16 protein-coding genes are annotated in these 24,046 nt (G+C 44.5%); all 16 read left to right on the top strand.

The window, feature by feature from the left end:
• The first annotated feature begins 37 nt into the window (after positions 1–37).
• The 16 genes from G0Q07_RS20730 to G0Q07_RS10225 all read left to right on the top strand — a co-directional run bounded on the left by G0Q07_RS20730 (position 38) and on the right by G0Q07_RS10225 (position 23,984).
• A complete protein-coding gene (locus G0Q07_RS20730) occupies positions 38–544 on the top strand; it encodes a hypothetical protein (protein WP_246222872.1) in 507 nt (168 codons plus the stop codon).
• Positions 545–576: 32 nt separating this feature from the next.
• Complete coding sequence (locus G0Q07_RS10155; protein ID WP_246222873.1) at positions 577–2,082, top strand: cellulase family glycosylhydrolase; 1,506 nt, start codon at positions 577–579, stop codon at positions 2,080–2,082.
• Positions 2,083–2,093: 11 nt separating this feature from the next.
• On the top strand, positions 2,094–2,657 hold the full coding sequence (locus tag G0Q07_RS10160; RefSeq protein WP_163345990.1) for a DUF3237 family protein: 564 nt from the start codon (positions 2,094–2,096) through the stop codon (positions 2,655–2,657).
• 61 nt (positions 2,658–2,718) lie between these two features.
• The gene (locus tag G0Q07_RS10165; protein ID WP_163345991.1) at positions 2,719–5,112 is read left to right on the top strand and encodes a glycoside hydrolase family 127 protein; all 2,394 of its coding nucleotides are present in this window, start codon (positions 2,719–2,721) and stop codon (positions 5,110–5,112) included.
• Positions 5,113–5,148: 36 nt separating this feature from the next.
• Positions 5,149–6,717, top strand: a complete 1,569-nt coding sequence (locus tag G0Q07_RS10170; RefSeq protein ID WP_163345992.1) for a glycoside hydrolase family 43 protein — start codon at positions 5,149–5,151, stop codon at positions 6,715–6,717.
• Positions 6,718–6,761: 44 nt separating this feature from the next.
• On the top strand, positions 6,762–7,607 hold the full coding sequence (locus tag G0Q07_RS10175) for a sialate O-acetylesterase (RefSeq protein ID WP_163345993.1): 846 nt from the start codon (positions 6,762–6,764) through the stop codon (positions 7,605–7,607).
• Positions 7,608–7,666: 59 nt separating this feature from the next.
• Positions 7,667–11,479, top strand: coding sequence for a glycoside hydrolase family 3 C-terminal domain-containing protein (locus tag G0Q07_RS10180; RefSeq protein ID WP_163345994.1), 3,813 nt, complete (start codon positions 7,667–7,669; stop codon positions 11,477–11,479).
• A 24-nt stretch (positions 11,480–11,503) separates the two neighbouring features.
• Complete coding sequence (locus tag G0Q07_RS10185; RefSeq protein WP_246222874.1) at positions 11,504–12,676, top strand: alpha/beta hydrolase; 1,173 nt, start codon at positions 11,504–11,506, stop codon at positions 12,674–12,676.
• Between the two features lie 28 nt (positions 12,677–12,704).
• The gene (locus G0Q07_RS10190) at positions 12,705–13,880 is read left to right on the top strand and encodes an alpha/beta hydrolase (protein ID WP_163345995.1); all 1,176 of its coding nucleotides are present in this window, start codon (positions 12,705–12,707) and stop codon (positions 13,878–13,880) included.
• A 162-nt stretch (positions 13,881–14,042) separates the two neighbouring features.
• The gene (locus tag G0Q07_RS10195) at positions 14,043–15,167 is read left to right on the top strand and encodes an alpha/beta hydrolase-fold protein (protein WP_163345996.1); all 1,125 of its coding nucleotides are present in this window, start codon (positions 14,043–14,045) and stop codon (positions 15,165–15,167) included.
• A 3-nt stretch (positions 15,168–15,170) separates the two neighbouring features.
• Positions 15,171–16,310 (top strand): alpha/beta hydrolase-fold protein, encoded by a 1,140-nt coding sequence (locus G0Q07_RS10200; RefSeq protein ID WP_163345997.1) that lies wholly within the window; start codon positions 15,171–15,173, stop codon positions 16,308–16,310.
• A 10-nt stretch (positions 16,311–16,320) separates the two neighbouring features.
• Positions 16,321–17,493: an alpha/beta hydrolase gene (locus G0Q07_RS10205; protein ID WP_203532504.1), complete on the top strand. Its 1,173-nt coding sequence runs from the start codon at positions 16,321–16,323 to the stop codon at positions 17,491–17,493.
• Positions 17,494–17,511: 18 nt separating this feature from the next.
• Positions 17,512–18,714: an esterase gene (locus G0Q07_RS10210; protein WP_163345998.1), complete on the top strand. Its 1,203-nt coding sequence runs from the start codon at positions 17,512–17,514 to the stop codon at positions 18,712–18,714.
• A gap of 5 nt (positions 18,715–18,719) precedes the next feature.
• On the top strand, positions 18,720–19,619 hold the full coding sequence (locus G0Q07_RS10215; protein WP_163345999.1) for a poly(ethylene terephthalate) hydrolase family protein: 900 nt from the start codon (positions 18,720–18,722) through the stop codon (positions 19,617–19,619).
• A 326-nt stretch (positions 19,620–19,945) separates the two neighbouring features.
• Positions 19,946–21,901, top strand: coding sequence for a glycoside hydrolase family 97 protein (locus G0Q07_RS10220; RefSeq protein WP_163346000.1), 1,956 nt, complete (start codon positions 19,946–19,948; stop codon positions 21,899–21,901).
• 13 nt (positions 21,902–21,914) lie between these two features.
• Positions 21,915–23,984: an alpha-glucuronidase gene (locus G0Q07_RS10225; RefSeq protein ID WP_163346001.1), complete on the top strand. Its 2,070-nt coding sequence runs from the start codon at positions 21,915–21,917 to the stop codon at positions 23,982–23,984.
• Positions 23,985–24,046 lie beyond the last annotated feature (62 nt).

Below are 24,046 nucleotides of genomic sequence, written 5' to 3' on the forward strand. Positions count from 1 at the left end.
AAATAAAACGAAGCAAAAACAGACTGAGGATATAAAGATGAAGAAGATTTTAGTGTGGAGCGTGGTGTTGATGATTATTTTTCCGGTTAAGCATCTATTGGCATGGGAGGGAATGCCTATGCCAAAACTTCATGTAGAAGGACGTTATTTGAAAGATTCTACCGGGCATATTGTAAATCTGCATGGATTTGCACAAACCTATTCGCCCTGGTTTAACGAGCAAAATACGCAATGGAACAACTACGATGTACAGGCGTGCTTAACTTACAATCAGCAAATTATCGACGATATTTTAACCGCCGGTTGGGAAATGAACTTTGTTCGTTTACACATGGATCCATACTGGAGCAATACTCCCGGTTGTACGGGACGGTATGAAGGCGAAGAATGTTTTAGCGAAACCCGTTTTGTAAAATACCTCGATGAGGTTTTTGTTCCCATGGCCGAGTATGCGGTTTCAAAAGGTTTGTATGTGGTTATGCGCCCGCCGGGGTTGCTCCCGAAGACATTGAAATTGGTGGCGTTTACCAGGAATACCTGCTGAAAGTGTGGGATATTGTAGCACAACATCCTAAGTTGAAAAATAATCCGAACATCATGTTCGAGTTGGCCAACGAGCCGATTCATATACTGGGCACCGATGGAACATACGGGTCAGGAACGCAGGGGCATTTTGATAATCTGAAAACCTATTTTCAGGCCATTGTTGATACCATTAGAGCCAGTGCCGATAATATTCTCTGGATACCGGGTCTGGGTTATCAGTCGCAATATTCAGGTTATGCGCTTAATCCAATCGAAGGCGATAATATTGGCTATGCGGTTCATGTGTACCCGGGCTGGTTTAACAGCGGAAACGGATACGAGCCTTTCCAAAGAGGATGGAACGAACAGGTTCAGCCTGTGGCCGACTTTGCGCCAATAATGGTAACCGAAATGGACTGGGCACCTGAGAAATATGAATCGTCATGGGGAAAAGACATCACCGGCACTGCGGGCGGTGAAGGTTTTGGTGCCAACTTTAAAAAAATTACCGATGAATGTGGCAATGTAAGCTGGTTGCTTTTTACCAGCCCCGATCTGTTGGCCGATTTTACAGGCATTGCTCCGGCAGCCGGCGAAGAATATTCGTTTTTGAACGATCCTGAAGCTTGTCCGTGGCCCATTTACCAATGGTTTAAGGACTACAAACAGGAGTACAATCTTGAAGGGGCATCAACTGATTATTTATCACTTACTGATCTGATTGTGGAAAATGGTGAGGCCTTATCAGTTATGACAAGCAGTTCCACCAGTTTAACTGTAAGCGCTGTTTTTGCTGACGGACACACGGAGAATATCAGCTCGCTTGCAGAATATTCGATTGACAAGCCCGAAATTATACAGGTGTTAAGGGGCCGGATTCATGCGCTTAAGGACGGTGAAGCCAGTATTGTAATTTCTTACACCGGACCGGGCGGAAACAAAATGCAGGCAACTGTACAGGTTAATGCCAGCACATTCCCGTTAACCAACGAAGTGTTTAATCCTGATATTTGGGAAGACGGATCCTTTGATGAAACAAGCGGTACACTCATTACCGGCCAATATGGTTTTGGTGGCTGGTATTACAGTAACGGTGTTGATCTTTCAAACTATAAATACCTGGTGGTGAAACTGGGAAATACAAATGCCTGTGGGTTTTCATTCCGTTTATACGACGAAAACAGTTACTGGACAACACCTGGAGTTTATGATGTTGGCAACGAAGATCAGGTGGTGGTTTCACTCAATGATATGTACAAGGACGGAACAACTACCAAAATGGATCCCTCACATATTTATTATGTTGGTTTCTGGTCATCCGGTGGTTGCCCGTTAATCATCGATGATGTATACCTTACCAACGACGAAAATTACGCAAAGCCTACCGGAATAGATGATCTTTTCCCGGTTGATTCAGAATCCGAATTTGTGGATGTTTATACCATCACCGGTGCAAGAATACGCTTGCAAGTGAAAAGATTGCAGGCAACAAAAGGGCTCAAAGAAGGGATTTACATTGTAGGAAGAAAAAAAGTTGTTGTGGTTGGAAACAATTAAAACATTAGCTTATGAACTTTAACTTTTATAAGAATGCATTAGGAACAGTAACCCTCGCGTTGCTGCTTGTCATTGCTGTACATGGTTTTTCCCAGAACAGTAATCCTGAAAACAGCGAAGACATTTACCGTGATTTTAAAACCGAACTGATGTGGAAAGCCAATGTAAAAATTGGTACGATGATAAATGTTGGCAAAAGTAAACGCGGAACACGTCGGGTGATTCCGATTACCGGTGGCACATTTAGCGGACCAAAAATAAAGGGCGAAGTTCTGCCCGGTGGTGAAGACTGGCAATTGGTGCGTCCCGATGGCGATACCGAACTGTATGCCCGTTATTTGATGAAAACAGATGATGGAACAGTACTGCAAATTTTAAACAAAGCATTAATGCATGCTCCTGCACAAGGAGAGGAAGGTGGCTTTTATGTGAAATCGGTAATCGATATTGAAGCGCCAATAGAAAGTTCATACGAATATTTAAACCACGCTATATTTTTAGGAACACTTGAAATGCCTCAGTTAAAACCCAATGAAGCGCCTTATGTGATTATTGGCGTTTACAAGGTTTTGTAAAACAGCTTGGTCTGGCTAAAATAGCGTAGACATAAAATTTAGACCAGTAAAACGTATTAGCATGAATAAACTGATTTACCTGATTCTTATGGCTTCTTTTGTACTTGGTACAAGCAAGTATTCAAAAGCTCAGTCCAAATTATATTCAAACGAATTTCCTTTAGGTGACGTTAAGCTGCTGGATGGCCCGTTTAAAAAAGCACGCGATTTGAATATTGAAGTTTTGCTTCAATACGATGCAGATCGTTTTTTGGCACCGTACCGCAAAGAAGCAGGTTTGAAACCCCGTAAGCCAACCTATCCGAACTGGGACGGATTGGATGGCCATGTTGGCGGACATTATCTCTCGGCTATGGCAATGAACTACGCCGCAACAGGCAATAACGAGTGTAAGCGCCGAATGGATTATATGCTGAAAGAACTAAAAGAATGCCAGGAAGCCAATGCCATAAATAATCCCGAATGGGGAGTTGGTTATGCCGGCGGTTTCCCGAATAGTGCTAAGCTTTGGTCAACATTCAAAAAAGGTGATTTTGGAATTTATTTTGGATCGTGGGCTCCCTTTTACAACCTGCATAAAATGTATGCAGGCTTGCGCGATGCCTGGCTTTATGGCGAAAGCGAAATCGCGAAAGATATGTTTCTGAATTTCTGCGACTGGGGAATTGATCTTACTGCAGATTTGTCGGACGAGCAAATGGAAACAATGCTGGGCATGGAGCATGGAGGAATGAACGAAGTTTACGCCGATGCCTACCAGATTACCGGCGATGAAAAATACCTGAATGCAGCAAAACGCTATTCACATAATGAATTTTTGGAGCCTTTATCAAAAGATATCGATAATCTTGATAATCACCATGCAAATACGCAGATCCCAAAATTTATTGGTTTCGGGCGTATAGCCGAGCTAGATGATAATGAACAATACCTGGAGGCGGCACGCTTTTCATGGGAAACTATTACCCAAAACCGGTCGCTGGCATTTGGCGGAAACAGCCGCCGCGAGCACTTTCCAAGCGAAACTTCGTGTATCGATTTTGTACATGTAAACGACGGGCCTGAGTCCTGTAACTCGTATAACATGCTCAAACTTACCGAAGATTTATTCCGTGTTTATCCCGAGGCCAAATATGCTGATTATTACGAACGTACTATGTTCAACCATATTCTTTCCACACAACACCCCGGGCACGGCGGTTATGTGTATTTTACTCCGGCGCGCCCTCGTCATTACCGGGTGTATTCGGCACCAAACGAGGCTATGTGGTGTTGTGTAGGCACCGGAATGGAAAACCACGGGCAGTACAATCGTTTTATTTATGCGCATGCTGATGACGATTTGTACCTGAATTTGTTTGTGGCTTCCGAACTTAACTGGAAAGAAAAAGGTATTCAGCTAAAACAGGAAACAACTTTCCCTTATGCAGAGCAAACCAAACTTACCATTACAAAAGGCGCATCAGCCTTCAACCTAAAAGTAAGGTATCCGGCTTGGGTAAAAGAAGGAGCACTAAAAATTAAAGTTAATGGCGAAGTGCTTGAATATGATGCTCAACCTTCATCATACATTACTATCCAGCGAACTTGGAAAAAAGGCGATGAAGCAGAAATTGAATTGCCCATGCAAAGTACCATCGAACATTTACCCAACGTGCCCGAATACGTAGCTTTTATGCACGGGCCAATTTTACTGGGAGCAAAAACCGGAACCGAAGATTTGAGAGGATTGATTGCTGGCGATGGTCGCTGGGGACAATACTCAAGTGGCGAATATTTACCGGTGGATAAGGCACCTATTCTGGTGGAAAACGATATGGAGAATCTGGGTGACAAACTGGAGCCGGTTAAAGGGAATCCGCTTCATTTTAAGCTAAATGTGAAGATGGTGAACCCGATGGATTTGACGCTTGAACCGTTTAGCCAGATTCACGATTCAAGATACATGATGTATTGGCTGGCTTTAACCAACGATGGCTATCAGGCTTATGTGGATTCGCTTGCAGCCAACGAACAGGCAATGCTGGCCATCGAAAAACGAACTGTTGATTATGTCGCTACCGGCGAACAACAGCCTGAAACCGATCATGACATGCAACAGGAAAGATCGAGATCGGGAAATAACCAAAACCAATTCTACCGCGAGGCTTTTGGTGGTGGTTATTTTAGTTACGATTTTGCTACCAACTCCGAAACGAACCTGAGTTTGTTCGTGCGTTACTGGGGAGCAGAGTGGGGAGGCCGCAAATTCAATATCTATATCGACGACGAAAAACTGGTAACTGAAGACAATACCGGGCGTTGGGAGATCTCCGCCTTTCAGGATGTTGTGTATAAAATCCCCAATTCGATGGTTGAGGGCAAAAACAATGTACGAATAAAATTTGAAGCACTTCCCGGAAGTACGGCTGGAGCCGTCTATGAGATTCGCCTAATACAGGCTGAACCGAAATAACAAGAAAGATATTATCGAGAATTAAATTGTAAGATCATGAAAAAATACACCACTATTCTACTGATTCTAGTACTGTCGGCCTTTCAATTTGGTGTGGTACAAGCACAAAAAGCCACTAATCCCATTATCTATGCCGATGTCCCTGATGTTTCGATGATTCGCGTTGGCGATAATTACTACATGAGTAGTACCACCATGCACATGGCGCCGGGAGTACCGATTATGAAATCGAAGGATCTGGTAAACTGGGAAATGGTGAGCTACGCACACGACACACTGGCAGACATTGATCCGCTTAACCTGGATAATGAAAAACGTGCTTATGGAAAAGGATCGTGGGCAAGCTGTATCCGTTCCCACAATAATAGGTATTATGTGTCAACCTTTTCGAGCACAACCGGTAAAACATATGTTTTCTCAACAAAAGATATTGAAAAAGGTGAATGGAAACGACACGAATTTTCTCCAAGTTTACACGACAATACCTTGTTTTTCGACGACGATGGCAAAATTTATATGATTTGGGGTGCCGGAAAACTAATGATTGCCGAACTGGAACCCGATTTTTCAGGAGTTAAGGAAGGAACCGAAAAAGTACTGATTGAAAATGCGAGTGCTCCGGCAGGAAAGAATATCATGCTTCCCGCAGAAGGTTCGCAACTTTTTAAGGTAAATGGAAAATATTACCTGTTCAACATTACCTGGCCGCGCGGGAGCATGCGTTCGGTTGTTATTCACCGGGCCGATAATATAAATGGCCCGTGGGAAGGCCGCCTGGCATTGCAGGATAAAGGTGTTGCGCAGGGCGGAATAATTGATACTCCGGATGGGAAATGGTTCTCTTTTCTTTTCCGCGATAATGGTTCGGTAGGCCGCATTCCGTACTTAGTGCCTGTAAAATGGGAAGATGGATGGCCTGTTTTGGGTGTTGATGGAAAAGTTCCCGATGAACTGGATTTACCGGCAAGCAAAGGTTTGATTCCCGGAATTGTAAACTCCGATGAATTTACCCGCAAAAAGAATGATCCAGATTTGCCGCTGGTTTGGCAGTGGAATCACAACCCAGTGAATGAGCTTTGGTCGGTACGCGACCGCAAAGGTTATTTACGGCTTACCACCGGGCGTGTTGACGATAGCTTTGTATATGCCCGGAACACCCTTACTCAGCGAACTTTTGGGCCGGTAAGTTCGGCCAATACATTAATGGATGCCTCAGAAATGAAAGATGGCGATTATGCCGGATTGTGTGCCTTGCAAAGAAAATACGGACAAGTGGGTGTAAAAATGACCGGTGGCGAGAAATTCATTTACATGATCAGCAACGAAACCGATACCCCGGTTGAAATGGAAAGTCTTCCACTCACCAAAGATGAAGTGTATTTTAAAATCGACTGCGACTACCGCGACAGAAAAGATATTGCCCGGTTTTATTACAGCCTCGACGGAAAAACATGGACAGCAATTGGCGACCCGCTAAAAATGGAATATACTTTAATGGAGCATTTTATGGGCTATCGTTTTGGGCTGTTTAACTATGCCACGAAGAATACAGGAGGATACGTAGATTTTGACTATTTCAGAGTCAGCGATCAGATTTCAGAATAGCAATAAATTCGAATATTAAAACTAAATCAAAATACTGTAAAACAATGATACTTAAAACTTACACGCTTATACTGGCTGCTCTATTGGTAGTTCAGTTAAATGGATTTTCGCAGGATCCTAATTTTCATATTTATCTCTGCTTCGGGCAGTCGAATATGGAAGGAAATGCACGTATCGAAGCGCAGGATACTGTTGATGTAAATCCCCGTTTTCAGGTAATGTCTACCATCGATTGCTCCGAACTGGGCAGAACAAAAGGAAGCTGGTACACGGCTGTACCGCCTTTATGCCGTTGCAAAACAGGTTTAACGCCTGCCGATTATTTTGGCAGAACACTTGTCGAAAATCTGCCAAAACATATCAAGGTTGGTGTAATTAATGTTGCCGTTGGCGGTTGTAAAATTGAATTGTTCGACAAGGATAGTTGCGAATCGTATGTGGAAACTGCTCCATTTTGGATGAAGGGCATGTTAAAACCTTACGAGAACGATCCTTATGCCCGTCTGGTTGAAATGGCAAAACTGGCTCAAAAAGATGGTGTAATTACAGGTATTTTGTTACATCAGGGCGAATCGAATACCGGCGATTCATTATGGACTGAGAAAGTTAAAATTGTCTACGAAAACCTTGTTGCCGATTTGGGGCTTCAGGCCGACAATGTGCCTTTGCTGGCCGGTGAAGTGGTTGGCGATGATCAGAATGGACAGTGTGCAAGTATGAATAAAATTATTGCCACGCTACCCGATGTAATTCCAAATGCGTATGTAATCCCTTCGGTTGGATGCCCGCAACGTGGCGATGGCCTGCACTTTACCGCCGAAGGTTACCGCATGTTAGGGAAACGCTATGGCGAAAAAATGCTGTCGCTTTTACTTGAAAGTGATCAGTAAAACAGAAACTTCTGGACCCGATTTCAAAATACCCTTTAAATAATTTTTTAGCAATAATTATGAATTTCAGACAATACTCAATCCTCATTTTAATCCTATTTTCGTTGTTTGCACTGGCTTTTATTCCACAAAGCCAAATGGCAAAACAACCGATTTATCTCAACACGGCTTACTCGTTTAAAGAGCGGGCCATCGACCTTGTTTCGCGGATGACTCCCGAAGAAAAACAAAGTCAGTTGGGAAATACCATGCCACCGATTCCGCGGCTCGGCGTAAACCATTACGATGTGTGGGGCGAAGCACTGCATGGAATAATGGGACGGAACAACAACAGCGGAATGACAGCCACTTCGTTTCCAAATAGTGTAGCCGTGGGCTCAACCTGGGATCCGGAGCTGATTAAACGCGAAACAAAAGTAATTTCCGACGAGGCGCGTGGGTTTAACCACGACCTGATTTTTACGCTGACTTACTGGTCGCCGGTAATTGAACCGGCCCGTGACCCGCGTTGGGGAAGAACTGCCGAAACTTTTGGCGAAGATCCGTTTCTGGTTTCTGAAATCGGAAAAGGATTTATTCAGGGTTTAATGGGCGACGACCCCACATACCTGAAAACGGTACCATGCGGAAAACATTATTTTGCCAATAATACTGAGTTTAACCGGCATTCAGGCAGCTCGGATATGGACGACCGCGATATGCGCGAGTTTTACCTGCTTCCTTACCGGACGCTAATTCGAGACTACAATTTACCTTCGATAATGACCGCTTATGGCGCTGTTAACGGCGTTCCCATGTCGGCTAGTAAATTCTTGGTAGATACGATAGCGCGAAAAACCTACGGAATGGACGGATACGTTACAGGCGACTGCGGTGCAATCGACGATATCGTTCGCGGCCATCATTTTACTGAAAGTTACGAAGAAGCAGCGGCGCTGGGTTTAAAAGCCGGAGTTGACACCGACTGTGGTGGTGTGTATCAAAACCATGCTTTGAATGCTTTGGAAAAAGGTATGCTTGCTCAAGCCGATATCGATAAAGCACTGATTAATATATTTACCACCAGAATGCGTTTGGGCGAGTTTGACCCCGCAGAAATTGTACCGTACGCAGGTATAAAACCGGATATTGTAAATGATCCTTCGCACAACGATCTGGCCATTGAAATAGCTACAAAAACACCGGTTCTGCTAAAAAATGAGGTAACGGTTAAACCTGCCGAAAAAGCATTGCCGCTTAATACCAAACACATCAAAAAAATTGCGGTACTGGGGCCACAGGCCGATAAGGTGGAACTTGGAGATTACTCGGGGCCAATTGAACCTCATTTAAGCATCTCGCCGCTTTTAGGTATTCAGAATTATATTAAAGAACATAACCTCGACATTGAAGTGGTTTCTGCATCAACGGGAAATACGGATAGAAATACCGATTTTCTGACCATGAACAGTTTCTCCACCGTACGAAACGGCGAAGTAGTGGCCGAATTCGATGCTACAAAATATGATGATTCGGCACCTGGATTAATTGTGGCTGCACGTTTTGGACGAACCTCAATTCGCGGTGTAAAAGATGGCGACTGGACAGCTTACGACAATGTGGATATTACCGACGTCGATTCCATCCGCTTTAACGTGGCTGCCTCCGGAAACGGTGGTTTGCTTGAAGTGCGTGTTAGCTCGGCAACCGGAAATATTCTGGCAACGCAAAAAATTGAGGCCGTTCAGCAAAGCGGTGGATTCCGGGGATTTTCCCGTCCGCAAAATGTGGCGGTAAAAATCAATACGCTGGGAATTTCAGGGCCGCAAACGCTGGTACTGGTTTACCGCGAAGCCGAAAGTCCTGCAACCGATCAGGAAACACTTGAAATGGCTGCTACTGCCGATGTGGTGCTGGTTTTTGTGGGAACCGATCAAACTACCGGCCGCGAAGAATCTGACCGCTTTGCCATTACATTACCCGGAAATCAGAATAAACTCATCGATGCTGTGGCTGCCGAAAATCCAAACACCATTGTGGTGATGCAAACCATGGGAATGGTAGAAGTGGAGCAGTTTAAAAACAACCCGAATATTCCCGCAATTGTCTGGACCGGCTACAACGGGCAGGCACAGGGAACCGCGATGGCGCGCATTTTATTTGGCGATGTAAATCCCGGTGGAAAATTGAATGTTACCTGGCATAAATCGTTAAACGACTTGCCCGGATTTAACGACTACACCTTGCGTGGCGATGGCTCGAACGGAAGAACTTACTGGTATTTTGATAAACCGGTTTCGTATGAATTTGGTTATGGATTGTCGTACACCACTTTCGAATACAAACGGTTCAGTATCAGCAAAACAAGGCTAACGCCTCACGATAAGGTTACCGTAAGTGTTGATGTGAAAAACACAGGCGCGGTTGACGGAGACGAAGTGGTGCAGGTATATGTTAAAACACCCGACAGTCCGGCAGAATTGGAGCGCCCGATAAAACGTCTGAAAGGATTTAAACGCGTAACCATTCCGGCAGGGCAGACAAAACGTGTTTCGATTGATATCGATTGCGACGACCTTTGGTTTTGGGATGCCGAAGCCGGTAAAATTACCTTCGACCAGGGACGTTATATTTTCGAAATCGGGGCATCGTCAAAAGACATAAAAGCCGAACTGGAGACGATTATGAGCGGCGAGTACAAACCGGTGTTAACAACCGTAGTTGCAGAAAGCGACAAGGTTATCCTGCGCCCCGGAAATACAGCACAAACGAGTGTGACCGCTGCTATGTCGGACGATAGTTTTTACGATATTTCGAAAGCTGAAATTGAATACAAAAGCAATAATCCGGCTGTGGTAAGCGTGGATGAAACCGGCAAAGTTACCGCTACCGGAGTAGGTGTTGCATCGGTATTTGCTTATGTAACTGTTGACGGGGTAACCGAATCAAGCAGCTTTCCTGTAAAAGTAATGCCCGACCTCAACCCGAAATCAATTTTGGTAAACGGCAAGCCCATCGAAAGCTTCGATAAAGAAGTAAAAGCTTACAGTTATCTGCTTAAAGATAAAACCAAAGTGCCTGAATTGGAAGCAACTGCCGCTGGGAACGGAATTACTGTTGATATTCAGCAGGCAAAACAAATTCCCGGAACTGCAGTGGTGAAATTTATCGACAACATCACACTCGAAACCAACACGTACTATTTCAATTTTGATGTGGAAGCCGTAAGCGACGAGTTTAATGGCGCTGTTGGAAGTCAGTGGCATTGGATCAGGGAAAATGCTGCAACACACAGCTTTTCGGCAAACGATGGCAGCCTGACCATTACCAGCGAAGTTGGCGATGTTTCAGAAGGTACCAACAATGCCAAAAACATTCTGCTGCAAAGCGCCAATAACGACTGGACAGTGGAAACAAAACTGACGGCTTCACGGATGCCTTCTCAACCTGAAAATACAGGGATTCTGGCCTATCAGGACGATGATAATTTTGTGAAACTCATGTTCCGTGCGGTAATAAAAACCACACGGCAAAGAGAACCGCAACCCGGAACCATCGATTTGATGATGGAAGAAAACGGGATTGCAAAATCGCTGGCTTCTTTCAATTTGAAAACCGAAATCACCGGCGACCAGGCCTTGGTAATTAAACTTGATAAAAAAGGAAGCATTTATACTGCTTCGTACTCGTTGGATGGCGAAAATTTCGAAATCCTGGGAACGGCAGATTTGGCATTAAAAGACATAAAAGCAGGTTTAATGGTAGGCGACGGGATTATTACCGGCTATATGAAAAGTACGTTCTGGTTTGATTCCGACACAACGAAACCGGATTCGCCGTTTGACGTGGCTTTCGATTATTTCCGGATTACAAACAGTGGACTAAAACAGTAAAAATAAACTTTCAACAAACAAATTATGATGTCTAAATTTTTAAAAATATTCGTTATTCTTTTGATGGCCAGCGGAATTTGTTTCGCACAATCGTCATCAGAAGTAGTGGAGGATTTTAAACCCTCGTCAGTAAATCAGCCCGGAAAGGAGTACCCCATGGTAAATTCCGAAGGACGGGTACGCGTTCAAATTTCTGCGCCTGAAGCTGAAAAAGTGCAACTTGATATCAGCGCAGTGAAATACGATTTGGTAAAAGATGAAAACGGAGTGTGGACCGGCGAATCGGCACCACAAGACGAAGGTTTTCACTACTACCAGCTTTGGGTTGACGGAGCCGCTGTTCCCGATCCAAACAGCTTGTATTTTTACGGAGCCAGCCGATGGGGAAGTGGTATTGAAATTCCGGCGCACGACCAGGAGTTTTATGCCTTGAAAAATGTTCCGCATGGAGAAGTTCGTGAGCTACAGTATTTCTCTGAAAGCAACAATACCATGCGCAGGTGTTTTGTTTACACGCCTCCGGGTTACGACGAAAATCCTGAAAAACGCTATCCGGTGTTGTACCTGCAACATGGTGGTGGCGAAAACGAAACAGGCTGGTCGAGCCAGGGGCATGCAGGGTTGATAATGGACAACCTGATTGCCGAAGGAAAAGCCGTTTCGTTTATCATTGTTATGGACAACGGAAACTGGGCAATGCCAAGGCCACCGCGTAACCGCGAAGGTGGCGAGCGCCCGCGCACATGGCCACCCGAAGGTTGGGCCGATGGTTTTATGAATACCTTGCTGAAAGATATTATTCCGATGATTGATGGAAAATACCGTACCCTGGCTGATGCCGAAAACCGTGCCATGGCCGGATTGTCGATGGGTGGAATGCAGACACGTGTAATAGCGCTGGCCAATCCCGATGTGTTTTCGCATGTGGGAATGTTTAGCGGTGGCAGCATCACCATGGCCGACATTGAGCAACATCCTGATTTTAAGGAAAAAGTAGAATTGCTTTTCGTCAGCTACGGAAGCCGCGAGATTGAAAATCCGCGCCCCGGACCATGGGGAGATCCAAAGGAAAATACCGAAGCACTTAAAAAGGCCGGTATGAACACCCATTTTTATGTGTCGCCCGGAACTGCACACGAATGGCACTCTTGGCGTCGCAGCCTTTATCAGTTTGCTCAACTGGTATTTAAAAACTAAAACCATTTAAAACTTCAAAACTAAGTTTATGAAACGATATTCTTTTATTTTAACGGTATTACTGGCCTTCTCTGCTGTAATTGCCATGGCGCAAACAGCAGAACAAACAGTAGTTGAGGATTTTAAACCCTCTTCCGTAAATCAGCCCGGAAAGGAATATCCCATGGTAAATTCCGAAGGACGGGTACGCGTTCAAATTTCTGCGCCTGAAGCTGAGAAAGTGCAACTTGATATCAGCGCAGTAAAATACGATTTGGTAAAAGATGAAAACGGTGTGTGGACCGGCGAATCGGCACCACAAGACGAAGGTTTTCACTACTACCAGCTTTGGGTTGACGGAGCCGCTGTTCCCGATCCAAACAGCTTGTATTTTTACGGCGCAAGCCGATGGGGAAGTGGTATTGAAATTCCTGCTCACGACCAGGAGTTTTATGCCTTGAAAAATGTTCCGCACGGCGAGGTACGCGAGCTACAGTATTTCTCGGAAAGCAACAATACCATGCGCAGGTGTTTTGTTTACACGCCTCCGGGTTACGACGAAAATCCTGAAAAACGCTATCCGGTGTTGTATCTGCAACATGGTGGTGGCGAAAACGAAACAGGCTGGTCGAGCCAGGGACACGCAGGTTTGATAATGGACAACCTGATTGCCGAAGGAAAAACCGTTCCGTTTATCATTGTTATGGACAACGGAAACTGGGCAATGCCAAGGCCACCGCGTAACCGCGAAGGTGGCGAGCGCCCGCGCACATGGCCACCCGAAGGTTGGGCCGATGGTTTTATGAATACCTTGCTGAAAGATATTATTCCGATGATTGATGGAAAATACCGTACCCTGGCTGATGCCGAAAACCGTGCCATGGCCGGATTGTCGATGGGTGGTATGCAAACACGTGTGATAACGCTGGCCAATCCCGATGTGTTTTCGCATGTGGGAATGTTTAGCGGTGGCAGCATCACCATGGAAGACGTTGAGCAAAATCCTGATTTTAAGGAAAAAGTAAAACTGCTTTTCGTTAGCTACGGAAGCCGAGAGATTGAAAATCCGCGCCCCGGACCATGGGGAGATCCAAAAGAAAATACCGAAGCACTTAAAAAGGCCGGTATGAACACCCATTTTTATGTGTCGCCCGAAACTGCCCACGAATGGCAAAGCTGGCGCCGCAGCCTTTATCAGTTTGCACCTTTATTATTCAAAAACTAAAAACATGCTGGTAGAATTAGTAAAGAAAAGCTAAAAACCAGACTTCGACTTCGCTCAGCCTGACTGTCACAGTGAGCGAAGTCAAGCTGTGAACCAATGGCTTGAGAATTAATTCTGCCAATCAATAGTAAACTATCAACTGTAATATATAATCTAAAAAACATGAAAAAATATATTTCAACACTAATAGTGTTCTTTGTTTTCTCACTAACGCTGTGTGTAGCTCAAAGCGAAAAACCGGCCATAAAAGAAGATTTTAAACCTTCAGTTTTAAACCAGCCCGGAAAAGAATATCCCATGGTAAACTCGCAGGGATACGCTCGTTTCCGAATTGAAGCGCCCGAAGCACAAAGTGTGGTGGTGAGCCTTGGTTTGGGTGGAACAAGAGGCGGAACTCCGCTTACAAAAAACGACGATGGCGTTTGGATGGGAACCACTGCCGGACCAATGGACGAAGGTTTTCATTATTACCATGTAACCATCGATGGTGGTGTTTTTAACGATCCGGGTGCATTGAACTACTACGGTTCGGTTCGTTGGGAGAGTGGTATTGAAATTCCGGCACACGACCAGGATTTTTATGCCCTGAAAAATGTTCCCCACGGACATGTTCAACAGGTACTGTTTCCTTCGCCAAGTACAGAAACCTCGCGCAGGGCTTTTGTCTACACACCTCCGGGTTACGACAAAAATCAGTCGGAGCGCTACCCTGTATTGTATTTGCAACACGGCTGGGGTGAAGACGAAACCGCGTGGATGAACCAGGGACGCGCCAACCTGATTATGGATAACCTGATTGCCGAAGGTAAAATCGATCCGTTTATTATTGTGAATACCTATGGCATGACCAACGAAATTAAGTTTGGCGGCTTACGCAATTTCGACATCACTCCGTTTCAAACCGTTTTGGTAGATGAACTGATTCCTTATGTTGACGAGCATTTCCGGACCATTCCCGATCAGGCTCACCGCGCTATGGCCGGCCTTTCGATGGGAGGTATGGAAACAAAAGATATCACTTTAAACAAACCGGAAGTGTTTTCGCATTATGCCTTGCTAAGTGGCGGTATTTATGCACCTGAAGATCTTAAAGATCATTCTAACCTGAAACTGGTATTTATCAGCTGCGGTAGCAAAGAACGTCCGGATGGCGTTAAAAATGCAGTTGTGGCTTTAAAAGATGCCGGTTACAATGCGGTTTCTTATGTTTCGGAAGGCACTGCTCACGAGTTTCAAACCTGGCGCAGAAGTTTGTATCAACTGGCTCCGCTACTTTTTAAAGAATAAGGTATGAAGAATATATTCTTAATTGCAGCTTTATTTATCAGCGGAATTTGTGTCGCTCAGGATGTGGTTGAAGATTTTCAGCCGTCGTCGGTAAACCAGCCAGGAAAACAATATCCCCAGGTGAATTCTGAGGGACGGGTTCGCGCACAGATTTCAGCACCCGAAGCCAACAACGTGAGGCTCGATATTGGCGGCGTAAAATATGAAATGGTAAAAGACGAAAACGGGGTGTGGACCGGTGAATCGGAACCGCAGGATGTTGGTTTTCATTACTACCAGCTAAATGTTGATGGCGCTTCCGTTCCTGATCCCGGAACCAAATATTTTTATGGTGCCGGCCGTTGGGGAAGTGGTATTGAAATTCCGGCCGACGATAGTAATATTTATGCGCTGAAAGATGTGCCGCACGGTTTGGTTAGCGAGCAAACCTATTTCTCTGAAATTACACAATCATTTCGCCGTTGTTTTGTTTATACGCCAGCCGAATATGCTGAAAATCCTGAAAAACGTTATCCTGTATTGTATCTTCAGCACGGAAGTTTTGAAGACGAAACCGGATGGCCCGGACAAGGACATGCGAACCGCATTTTGGATAACCTGATAACAGCGAATAAGGCGGTGCCCATGATTATTGTTATGGACAATGGTTATGCCTATAAGCCTCAAACTTCAGGGGGTGGTCGTCCGGCAATGGTTTTCGAAGAAGTGATGCTCAACGAAATCATTCCAATGATCGATAAACGTTTCCGAACAATTGCTGATCGGGAACACCGGGCTATTGCCGGTTTGTCGATGGGCGCCAACCAAACCATGCGGATTTGTATGAACAACCTTGATAAGTTTGCGTATTACGGCGGTTTTAGCGGTACTTCAAATTACCCCAGTTCCGACGAAATTAATGTGGAAACGTTCTTAAACGGAGCCTTCAAAAACGGAAAGTCAGTAAATGACCAGATAAAAGTTTTCTGGCTGGGATTGGGAACCAAAGAACCCGAACCTTTTCCAGGCTCAGTTGGTGCTTTCCGAAACATGCTCGAAAAACAAGGCATCGATTACGTGTATTACGAATCGCCCGAAACTGCCCACGAGTGGCAAACCTGGCGGCGCAGTTTACATCAGTATGCACAGTTGCTTTTCAAATAAAAACTGAAGAATGAACTATATACTCAATAAAATAGATTTCAGGCGAGCAAAGCTGTTGGTCGTGCTTTGTTTGCTGGCTGGTTTTGTTTCGGCACAAATGCCCGAAAATTCTATTCCGGCACCTACGAATAACAACGCCAACCAGTGTCCGTGCATTATGCCCGATAACTCGGTGGTGTTTCAGGTAAAAGCGCCCAATGCCCAAAAAGTGCAGATCGACCTCGGTAAAAAGTACGACATGGAAAAAGGAGCAGATGGTGTTTGGTCGGTTCGTACCGAGCCTATTGTTCCCGGTTTTCATTATTACTTTTTGGTGATTGATGATGTGCCGGTTGCCGATCCGGCCAGCCAGTCGTTTTACGGAACCGGAAAAATGACAAGCGCCATTGATATTTCTGAAGAAGGAGTGGATTTTTATGAAATAAAAGATGTTCCGCACGGTGCTTTAAGTTCGAAATACTATTATTCGGAATACACCAAGAGCTGGAGGCACCTGTTTGTTTATACGCCTCCGGGCTACGATAAAAATACCCGCGAAAAATATCCGGTGGTTTATATTCAGCACGGTGGTGGCGAAGATGAAACCGGCTGGGCTGTGCAGGGAAAAACCGACATTATTCTGGATAACCTGATTGCTGAAGGAAAAGCCAAACCAATGATTGTGGTAATTTCCAACGGAAACGTTAGGGCACCCGGTGGTGGTTTTGGTGGCTACAGCAGCCAGGGAATGGCTCCTTTCAAAGAAGAAATGACGAAAAATATTGTTCCGTTTATCGATGAGAATTACCGCACATTGACGGATGCTAAAAATCGTGCCATTTGCGGACTGTCGATGGGAGGCGGGCAATCGTTTTATGTGGGGCTGGAAAGCCCTGCGTTTTTTGGCTCTGTAGGTGTTTTTAGCACCGGGCTGTTTGGCGGAATCAGAACTTCGGGAAGTGGTTTTGATGCCGAAAAGGAAATTCCCGGACTTTTATCAGAGTCGGAAAAATTCAATAAAAACCTGGATTTATTCTATATTTCGTGTGGCGAGCAGGACATGCGTATTGAGCATACCAAAAAAGCGGTAAAAACTATGCGCGATAGCGGTCTGGATGTGGAGTTCAATTCTTTTCCCGGCGACCATGAATGGCAGGTTTGGCGAAAGTCATTACACGATTTTGCATCAAGAGTATTTCAGTAAAAAACTAAAATCTAAATTATGAAACGAATAAAGAATCTACTACTAATTTTTGTTGCTTCATTGTTTGTGTGCCCGTTAGTTTCACAAGCACAGCAGGCCAATGTTAATCTCGATTATAATCCGCAGAAAGACACCGAAGGACTGATTCCTTTTAGTGCGCCTTTAAATTCGCCCGAAGTGTACGACGACCATACGGTAACTTTTCGCTTAAAAGCACCCGAAGCCAAGGTGGTTACAATTACCGATGGAACGATTCTTACCGCGCTTGGCAGAGGTCGTGAGCCACTTCCGCTAGAAAAAGGAGAAGATGGAATTTGGTCGGTAACCGTGGGGCCTTTTAAACCCGATATGTATGCTTATCATTTTAATGTTGACGGCATGCAGATTTGCGATCCGAGCAATACAATGGCTGCTTTTACCGCCATGCCGCCTTACAGTCAGTTGATTGTTCATGGCGATGGTCCGGCGTATTACGATGCCAAAAACGTACCTCACGGAAACGTTACGCGCCACATTTATCATTCGGATGTTACCAATGGCGAGCGCGAAATGTATGTGTATACACCTCCGGGTTACGATGCTTCTAAAAAATATCCGGTGCTATATCTTGTGGGTGGTAGCGGCGAATTGCCATCAAACTGGATTTACGATGGACGTGCCAACCTGATTTTGGATAATCTACTGGCCGAAGGAAAAGCGGAACCGATGATCATTGCAATTCCGAACAACCAGGTGATTCACCGGAATCATCCGCAGCATACCGAGCTCACTTTCGATATTTTTGAAAAAGAACTGCGCAACCATGTTATTCCATTGGTTGATGCAAGTTACAGCACCATTCAAAATCCAAAAGGACGCGCCATTTCAGGTTTGTCGATGGGTGGACGCCACAGTATGTTTATCGGTTTCCGTTCGCTCGATTTGTTTGCGAATTTTGGAATTCTCAGCGCTGGTGACGCAACCGCCGAAACTACGCTCGAACATTTTCTGACCGATCCGAAGGTAAATGATAAAGTAGATTATCTTTTTATCGGACAGGGAACGGAAGAAGCTAAAGGATTTTTTAGCCGGCGAGTTGATGGATTGTGTAAGGCACTTGACAATCACAACATCGAATACGAATATTATGTGGGCGGCAGTGGTGGTCACGATTGGTCAACCTGGAGGCACTTGTTGTATTACCGGTTCCTTCCAAATCTTTGGGAAATGAATAAAAATTAAGTACCATGAAAAAAATAAAAAGAGTTTTATTATTACTTGTAATGATTAGTACTGTACTAACCAATCTGTTAAATGCACAGGAAAGTACTTCACGAGTGGTTGAAGACGGCGGAACCGGCGAATACAAAGCCATTATGATTTCTGAGCCTTCGCTGGCAACACACACTGTTTTCCGGCCACAGGATTTGAGCGCTTTTGGCAAGAAAAGCAAATTGCCTGTTATTGCCTGGGGAAACGGAGCTTGTGCCAACTCGCCATGGGAACATGTTAACTTTCTGAACGAAGTGGCATCGTACGGGTTTTTGGTAATTGCCATTGGTCCGATGCCCGAAGAAGGTGAGCGTGGCGGTGGCCGTTCACAATCGTCGCAGTTAACCGATGCCATTGATTGGGCTATCGCGCAAAACAACGACAAAAACAGTCCGTATTACAAAAAAGTAGATGTGAAAAATATTGCTGTCAGCGGAATGTCGTGTGGAGGCTTACAAACCATTGAAATGGCACCCGACCCGCGTGTAACCACTGTGGTGGTGTGCAACAGCGGTGTATTACCAACTCCGGGCGGAGGTATGCCGGGAATGCCGGCTTTGGAAAAAGAAGACCTGAAAAAGTTACATACACCTACGCTCTACCTTTTGGGTGGCGAAACGGATATTGCCTACAACAATGGAATGGACGACTACAAACGTATAAACCATGTACCGGTATATGTGGCAAATTTGGATGTAGGCCATGGCGGAACTTATCGTGAGCCGCATGGTGGCGAATTTGCAAAAGTGGCAACCGCCTGGTACCAGTGGCAAATGAAAGGCGACAAAGAAGCATCAAAAATGTTTGTTGGCGACAATTGCGGTTTGTGTAACGATGCTGAATGGAAATTTGAATCGAAGAACCAAAACTTTTAAAGTGCAAAAAATGTAATTCGAATCAACTTGTATAAGTTTTGTTCGAATTATTCCGGAGCCCCTTATAAGGTTTACCTTGTAAGGGGCTGTTGTTTAGTTTCTTTTAGGCAGCCCGGTTTGTGTCTTGTTTTCCCTTTGCAATTCCTGAGTTTTTCAAATATTATCTAAAATTGAAATTGAATTATCTAAAATATAATGCCTGTCATTTGATTCAGCGGTACATTTAGCTTTATAAATTACCGGTGGATTCTGTCTGTTTTTTAGTTGGGCAGAATACAACGGTGACTATAATTTTTAAGAGACTAAATCAATTACTACTAATTCAAATGAAGACGGTGAAAAGTTACATTCTTGCAATATTTTTTATTCTTATTATTGGCCCAATCACAGCTCAACAAAATCAACTAACAAGTCCTGATGGAAAACTTGTTGTTTCAGTAAAAATAGATAATGGAGTACCTGTTTACAGTGTTTTGTTAAACGGTAAAACTTTCATAAAAGAATCGCCTCTTGGAATGGAAACCAATATTGGCGATTTTACCCAGGAACTTACCCTTTCCGAATCGGTTGAAAGAAGTGAGATACACGACTCGTACGAACTTCGAAACATCAAACAAAGCAAGGTAGATTACAAGGCTAACGAAGCTGTTTTTTCATTTCAGAAAGATGATAAAACAGTTTTAGATGTTGTCTTTCAGGTAAGCAATAACAATATTGCCTTTCGCTATAAGGTGCATCCGCAAAAAGAAACCCGGAGTTGTGTGGTAAACAGCGAATCAACAGGTTTTGTATTCCCCGAAGGAACCACAACCTTTTTGTGCCCGCAAATGAAACCCATGACCGGTTTTGCCCGCACCGCTCCCAGCTACGAAACCGATTATACCCTCGACGATGAAATGGGTAAAAACGGATGGGGATTTGGATACACTTTCCCTTGTTTGTTTAAGCTGAACGATGCCGGTTGGGTACTGATTTCGGAAACAGGAGTCGACAGCCGTTATTGTGCCAGTCGCCTGGTTGGAAATGAAGACAAAAGTTACTCGATTGCCTATCCTTTACCAGAAGAAAATAACGGAAACGGCACCAACACTGCCGGTATTCCTTTGCCGGGATATACTCCATGGCGAACCATTACGGTTGGCGAAACGCTGGCCCCAATTGTAGAAACCACCATTCCTTTTGAAGTGGTGGAGCCACTTTACGAGGCCTCGCAAGAATACAAATACGGAAGTGGAAGTTGGAGTTGGATCATAAAAATGGACGGTGCAACCACTTTTGACGTTCAAAAAGAATACATTGATTTTAGTGCCGCAATGGGATTTGAAACCGTTCTGGTAGATGCCTTGTGGGATACACAGATCGGTCGCGAAAAAATTGAGGAACTGGCAAAATATGCTGCCTCAAAAGATGTTGCCTTGTATTTGTGGCACAATTCGAACGGGTACTGGAACGATGCTCCGCAGGGGCCACGCGGAATTATGGATAATAACATTATCCGCCGAAAAGAAATGGCGTGGATGCAACGAATTGGAATTCGCGGTATTAAAGTTGATTTTTTTGGTGGCGACAAACAGGTAACCATGAAGGTGTATGAAGACATTTTATACGATGCCAATGATTACGGTCTGTTGGTAGTTTTTCACGGTTGTACCTTACCCCGTGGATGGGAACGAATGTTTCCGAACTTTGGGGCAAGTGAAGCAGTTCGGGCAAGTGAAAATTTGCATTTCGGACAGCAGAGTTGCAACCTTGAAGCTTTAAATGGTTGTTTGCATCCCTTTATTCGGAATGCCGTTGGAAGTATGGATTTTGGCGGAAGTACGCTGAACAAATTTTACAACGCAAACAATACACCCAATCGGGGAAGTCGACGTATGACTTCCGATGTTTATGCTTTGGCCACAGCCGTGTTATTTCAGAGTGCAGTGCAGCATTTTGCTCTGGCTCCTAATAATTTAACCGATGCTCCGGAGTGGGCCATTAACTTTATGAAAGAAGTTCCCACCATCTGGGACGATGTTCGATTTATCGACGGATACCCCGGGAAATATGTGGTATTGGCGCGGCGAAATGGTTACAAATGGTACATTGCCGGGATAAACGCCCAGCAAGAAACCGTCAAGCTAAACCTTAAATTGCCGATGATTAATGCAGGAGAAACCTTACAATTTTACACTGACGATGCCGATTTAAATGGTTCGCTAAGTTCTGTTAAACTGAATAAAAAGCAGGAAATAGAACTTTCTATTCCATGCAATGGCGGAGCATTAATTGTACAATAATAGCACAAACCTTATGAAGACAACTAAGCTCATTCTTATTCTAATTTTGTTCAGCACTTCTTTGTTTGCTGAAAATGACAGTGAATTATGGTTAAGAAAGAAGGCGACAACGCAGGTTAATATTCAATGTTCAAAAAGTTCACCTACAATTGATATTGCCATTAACGAACTCAAAAACAGTTGGCAGGGTGAGGATGGAGCAAACATCGAATTAAAAATTATAAAGGACAAACAATTAAAGGCTGATGGTTTCAGACTCAGCAGAACCGGTATTCAGGCTAAAACCGATGCCGGCCTTTTATACGGTGTTTTCGAGATTTTGCGTCGGCAACAAACAGGAGGCTCAATAACTGGAGATATTGTAAATCCTTCGTATGATTTACGCTTGTTAAACCATTGGGATAACCTGAACGGAAGTGTTGAAAGAGGATATGCCGGACGTTCCATTTTTTGGCGTGGTATCGATTCGCTGGAAGTTACTTCAGGCGATTTAAACCTTTGGAAAGAGTATGCCCGGGCCAATGCTTCGGTAGGAATTAATGCAACGGTACTGAACAATGTAAATGCTTCACCATCCGTATTAACAACACCTGTTTTGGAGCGGGCAAAAGCTGTTGCTGATGTACTGCGCCCTTACGGAATAAAAACTTATCTGGCTGTTAACTTTGCTTCGCCTGAAGTAATTGGTGGCCTTGAAACTGCCGACCCTTTTGATCCTGCTGTAAAAGCCTGGTGGAAGGAGAAAGTAAAAGAAATATATACGTTAATTCCCGATTTTGGTGGTTTCCTGGTAAAGGCAAACAGCGAAGGACAGCCGGGACCACAAAACTTTGGACGTAACCATGCCGATGGTGCCAATATGATGGCCGAAGCGCTTGAACCTTACAACGGTATTGTAATGTGGCGTGCCTTTGTTTATGATCCATCGGATGAAGACCGTGCCAAACAAGCGTACAATGAATTTATGCCACTGGATGGACAATTCCATGATAATGTGATTATACAGGTAAAAAACGGTCCTATCGATTTTCAGCCACGCGAACCGTTTAGCCCCTTATTTGGTGCCATGAAAAAGACAACTGTAATGCCCGAATTGCAGGTTACAATGGAATATCTCGGACAGTCGGTGCATCTGGTTTTTCTGGCTACCATGTGGGAAGAATTTCTAAAAAGCGAAACCTGGCAGGAAGGTGCAGGCAGTACGGTTGCCCGTTGCACCGATGGCAGTATTTTCAATCAGAAATACAGCGCTATTGCAGGCGTTGCAAACATCGGGCTCGATGCCAACTGGTGTGGTCACGATTTTGCTCAGGCCAACTGGTATGCTTTTGGACGGCAGGCCTGGGATCATTCGATAAGCAGCGCACAAATAGCCGATGAATGGTTGAAACTTACGTTCGGGCCACAAAATATTGATAAAGAAACAAGTTCTTATGACCTGGAGTGGAATCTGTCGTTTTTACAACCCGTGAAACAAATGATGCTCAACAGTCATGAAGCTACTGTTAATTACATGATGCCTTTGGGGCTTCATCATATTTTCTCAGCACACGCACATTACGGCCCAGGGCCATGGTGGGCTCCGCGTGGTATGCGTGCCGACTGGACTCCTCCGTATTATCATCAGGCCGATTCACTTGGAATTGGATTCGATCGCACGGCTTCGGGCAGCGATGCAATTAGCCAATACCACGAGCCGCTTGCCGGCCAGTTAGCCGACCTGAATACCTGTCCCGAGGTCTATTTGCTTTGGTTTCACCATGTTTCGTGGGATCATAAAATGAAAAATAACAGAACGCTTTGGAATGAGCTATGCTATCGGTATGACGAAGGAGTGAAACAAGTGCGCGAATTTCAGCAGGTTTGGGACAAGGCAGAACGTTTTGTCGATGCGGAACGATTTGCAGCAGTTCAGCATAAACTTACAGAACAGGGCATGAATGCACAGGAATGGAAAGACGCCTGTTTGCTGTATTTTCAGCAATTCAGTAAACAACCAATCCCTTATGAACTGGAACGTCCATTATTTAACCTGGATGAGCTGCTCGAACGTGACAGACAGCGGGTGCGAAGAAGTCGGTAGTTAGAAAAAGTTAACCAACTGAAATATATTGAGAAAACAGGTGTAACGATCTTGTAAATCAT

It is taken from the genome of Draconibacterium halophilum (assembly GCF_010448835.1).
Lineage (GTDB): Bacteria > Bacteroidota > Bacteroidia > Bacteroidales > Prolixibacteraceae > Draconibacterium > Draconibacterium halophilum.

Coding starts and splice junctions, on each gene's coding strand:
- G0Q07_RS20730 (WP_246222872.1), top strand. CDS start 38: ATGAAGAAGATTTTAGTGTGGAGCGTGGTGTTGATGATTATTTTTCCG.
- G0Q07_RS10160 (WP_163345990.1), top strand. CDS start 2,094: ATGAACTTTAACTTTTATAAGAATGCATTAGGAACAGTAACCCTCGCG.
- G0Q07_RS10165 (WP_163345991.1), top strand. CDS start 2,719: ATGAATAAACTGATTTACCTGATTCTTATGGCTTCTTTTGTACTTGGT.
- G0Q07_RS10170 (WP_163345992.1), top strand. CDS start 5,149: ATGAAAAAATACACCACTATTCTACTGATTCTAGTACTGTCGGCCTTT.
- G0Q07_RS10175 (WP_163345993.1), top strand. CDS start 6,762: ATGATACTTAAAACTTACACGCTTATACTGGCTGCTCTATTGGTAGTT.
- G0Q07_RS10180 (WP_163345994.1), top strand. CDS start 7,667: ATGAATTTCAGACAATACTCAATCCTCATTTTAATCCTATTTTCGTTG.
- G0Q07_RS10185 (WP_246222874.1), top strand. CDS start 11,504: ATGATGTCTAAATTTTTAAAAATATTCGTTATTCTTTTGATGGCCAGC.
- G0Q07_RS10190 (WP_163345995.1), top strand. CDS start 12,705: ATGAAACGATATTCTTTTATTTTAACGGTATTACTGGCCTTCTCTGCT.
- G0Q07_RS10195 (WP_163345996.1), top strand. CDS start 14,043: ATGAAAAAATATATTTCAACACTAATAGTGTTCTTTGTTTTCTCACTA.
- G0Q07_RS10200 (WP_163345997.1), top strand. CDS start 15,171: ATGAAGAATATATTCTTAATTGCAGCTTTATTTATCAGCGGAATTTGT.
- G0Q07_RS10205 (WP_203532504.1), top strand. CDS start 16,321: ATGAACTATATACTCAATAAAATAGATTTCAGGCGAGCAAAGCTGTTG.
- G0Q07_RS10210 (WP_163345998.1), top strand. CDS start 17,512: ATGAAACGAATAAAGAATCTACTACTAATTTTTGTTGCTTCATTGTTT.
- G0Q07_RS10215 (WP_163345999.1), top strand. CDS start 18,720: ATGAAAAAAATAAAAAGAGTTTTATTATTACTTGTAATGATTAGTACT.
- G0Q07_RS10220 (WP_163346000.1), top strand. CDS start 19,946: ATGAAGACGGTGAAAAGTTACATTCTTGCAATATTTTTTATTCTTATT.
- G0Q07_RS10225 (WP_163346001.1), top strand. CDS start 21,915: ATGAAGACAACTAAGCTCATTCTTATTCTAATTTTGTTCAGCACTTCT.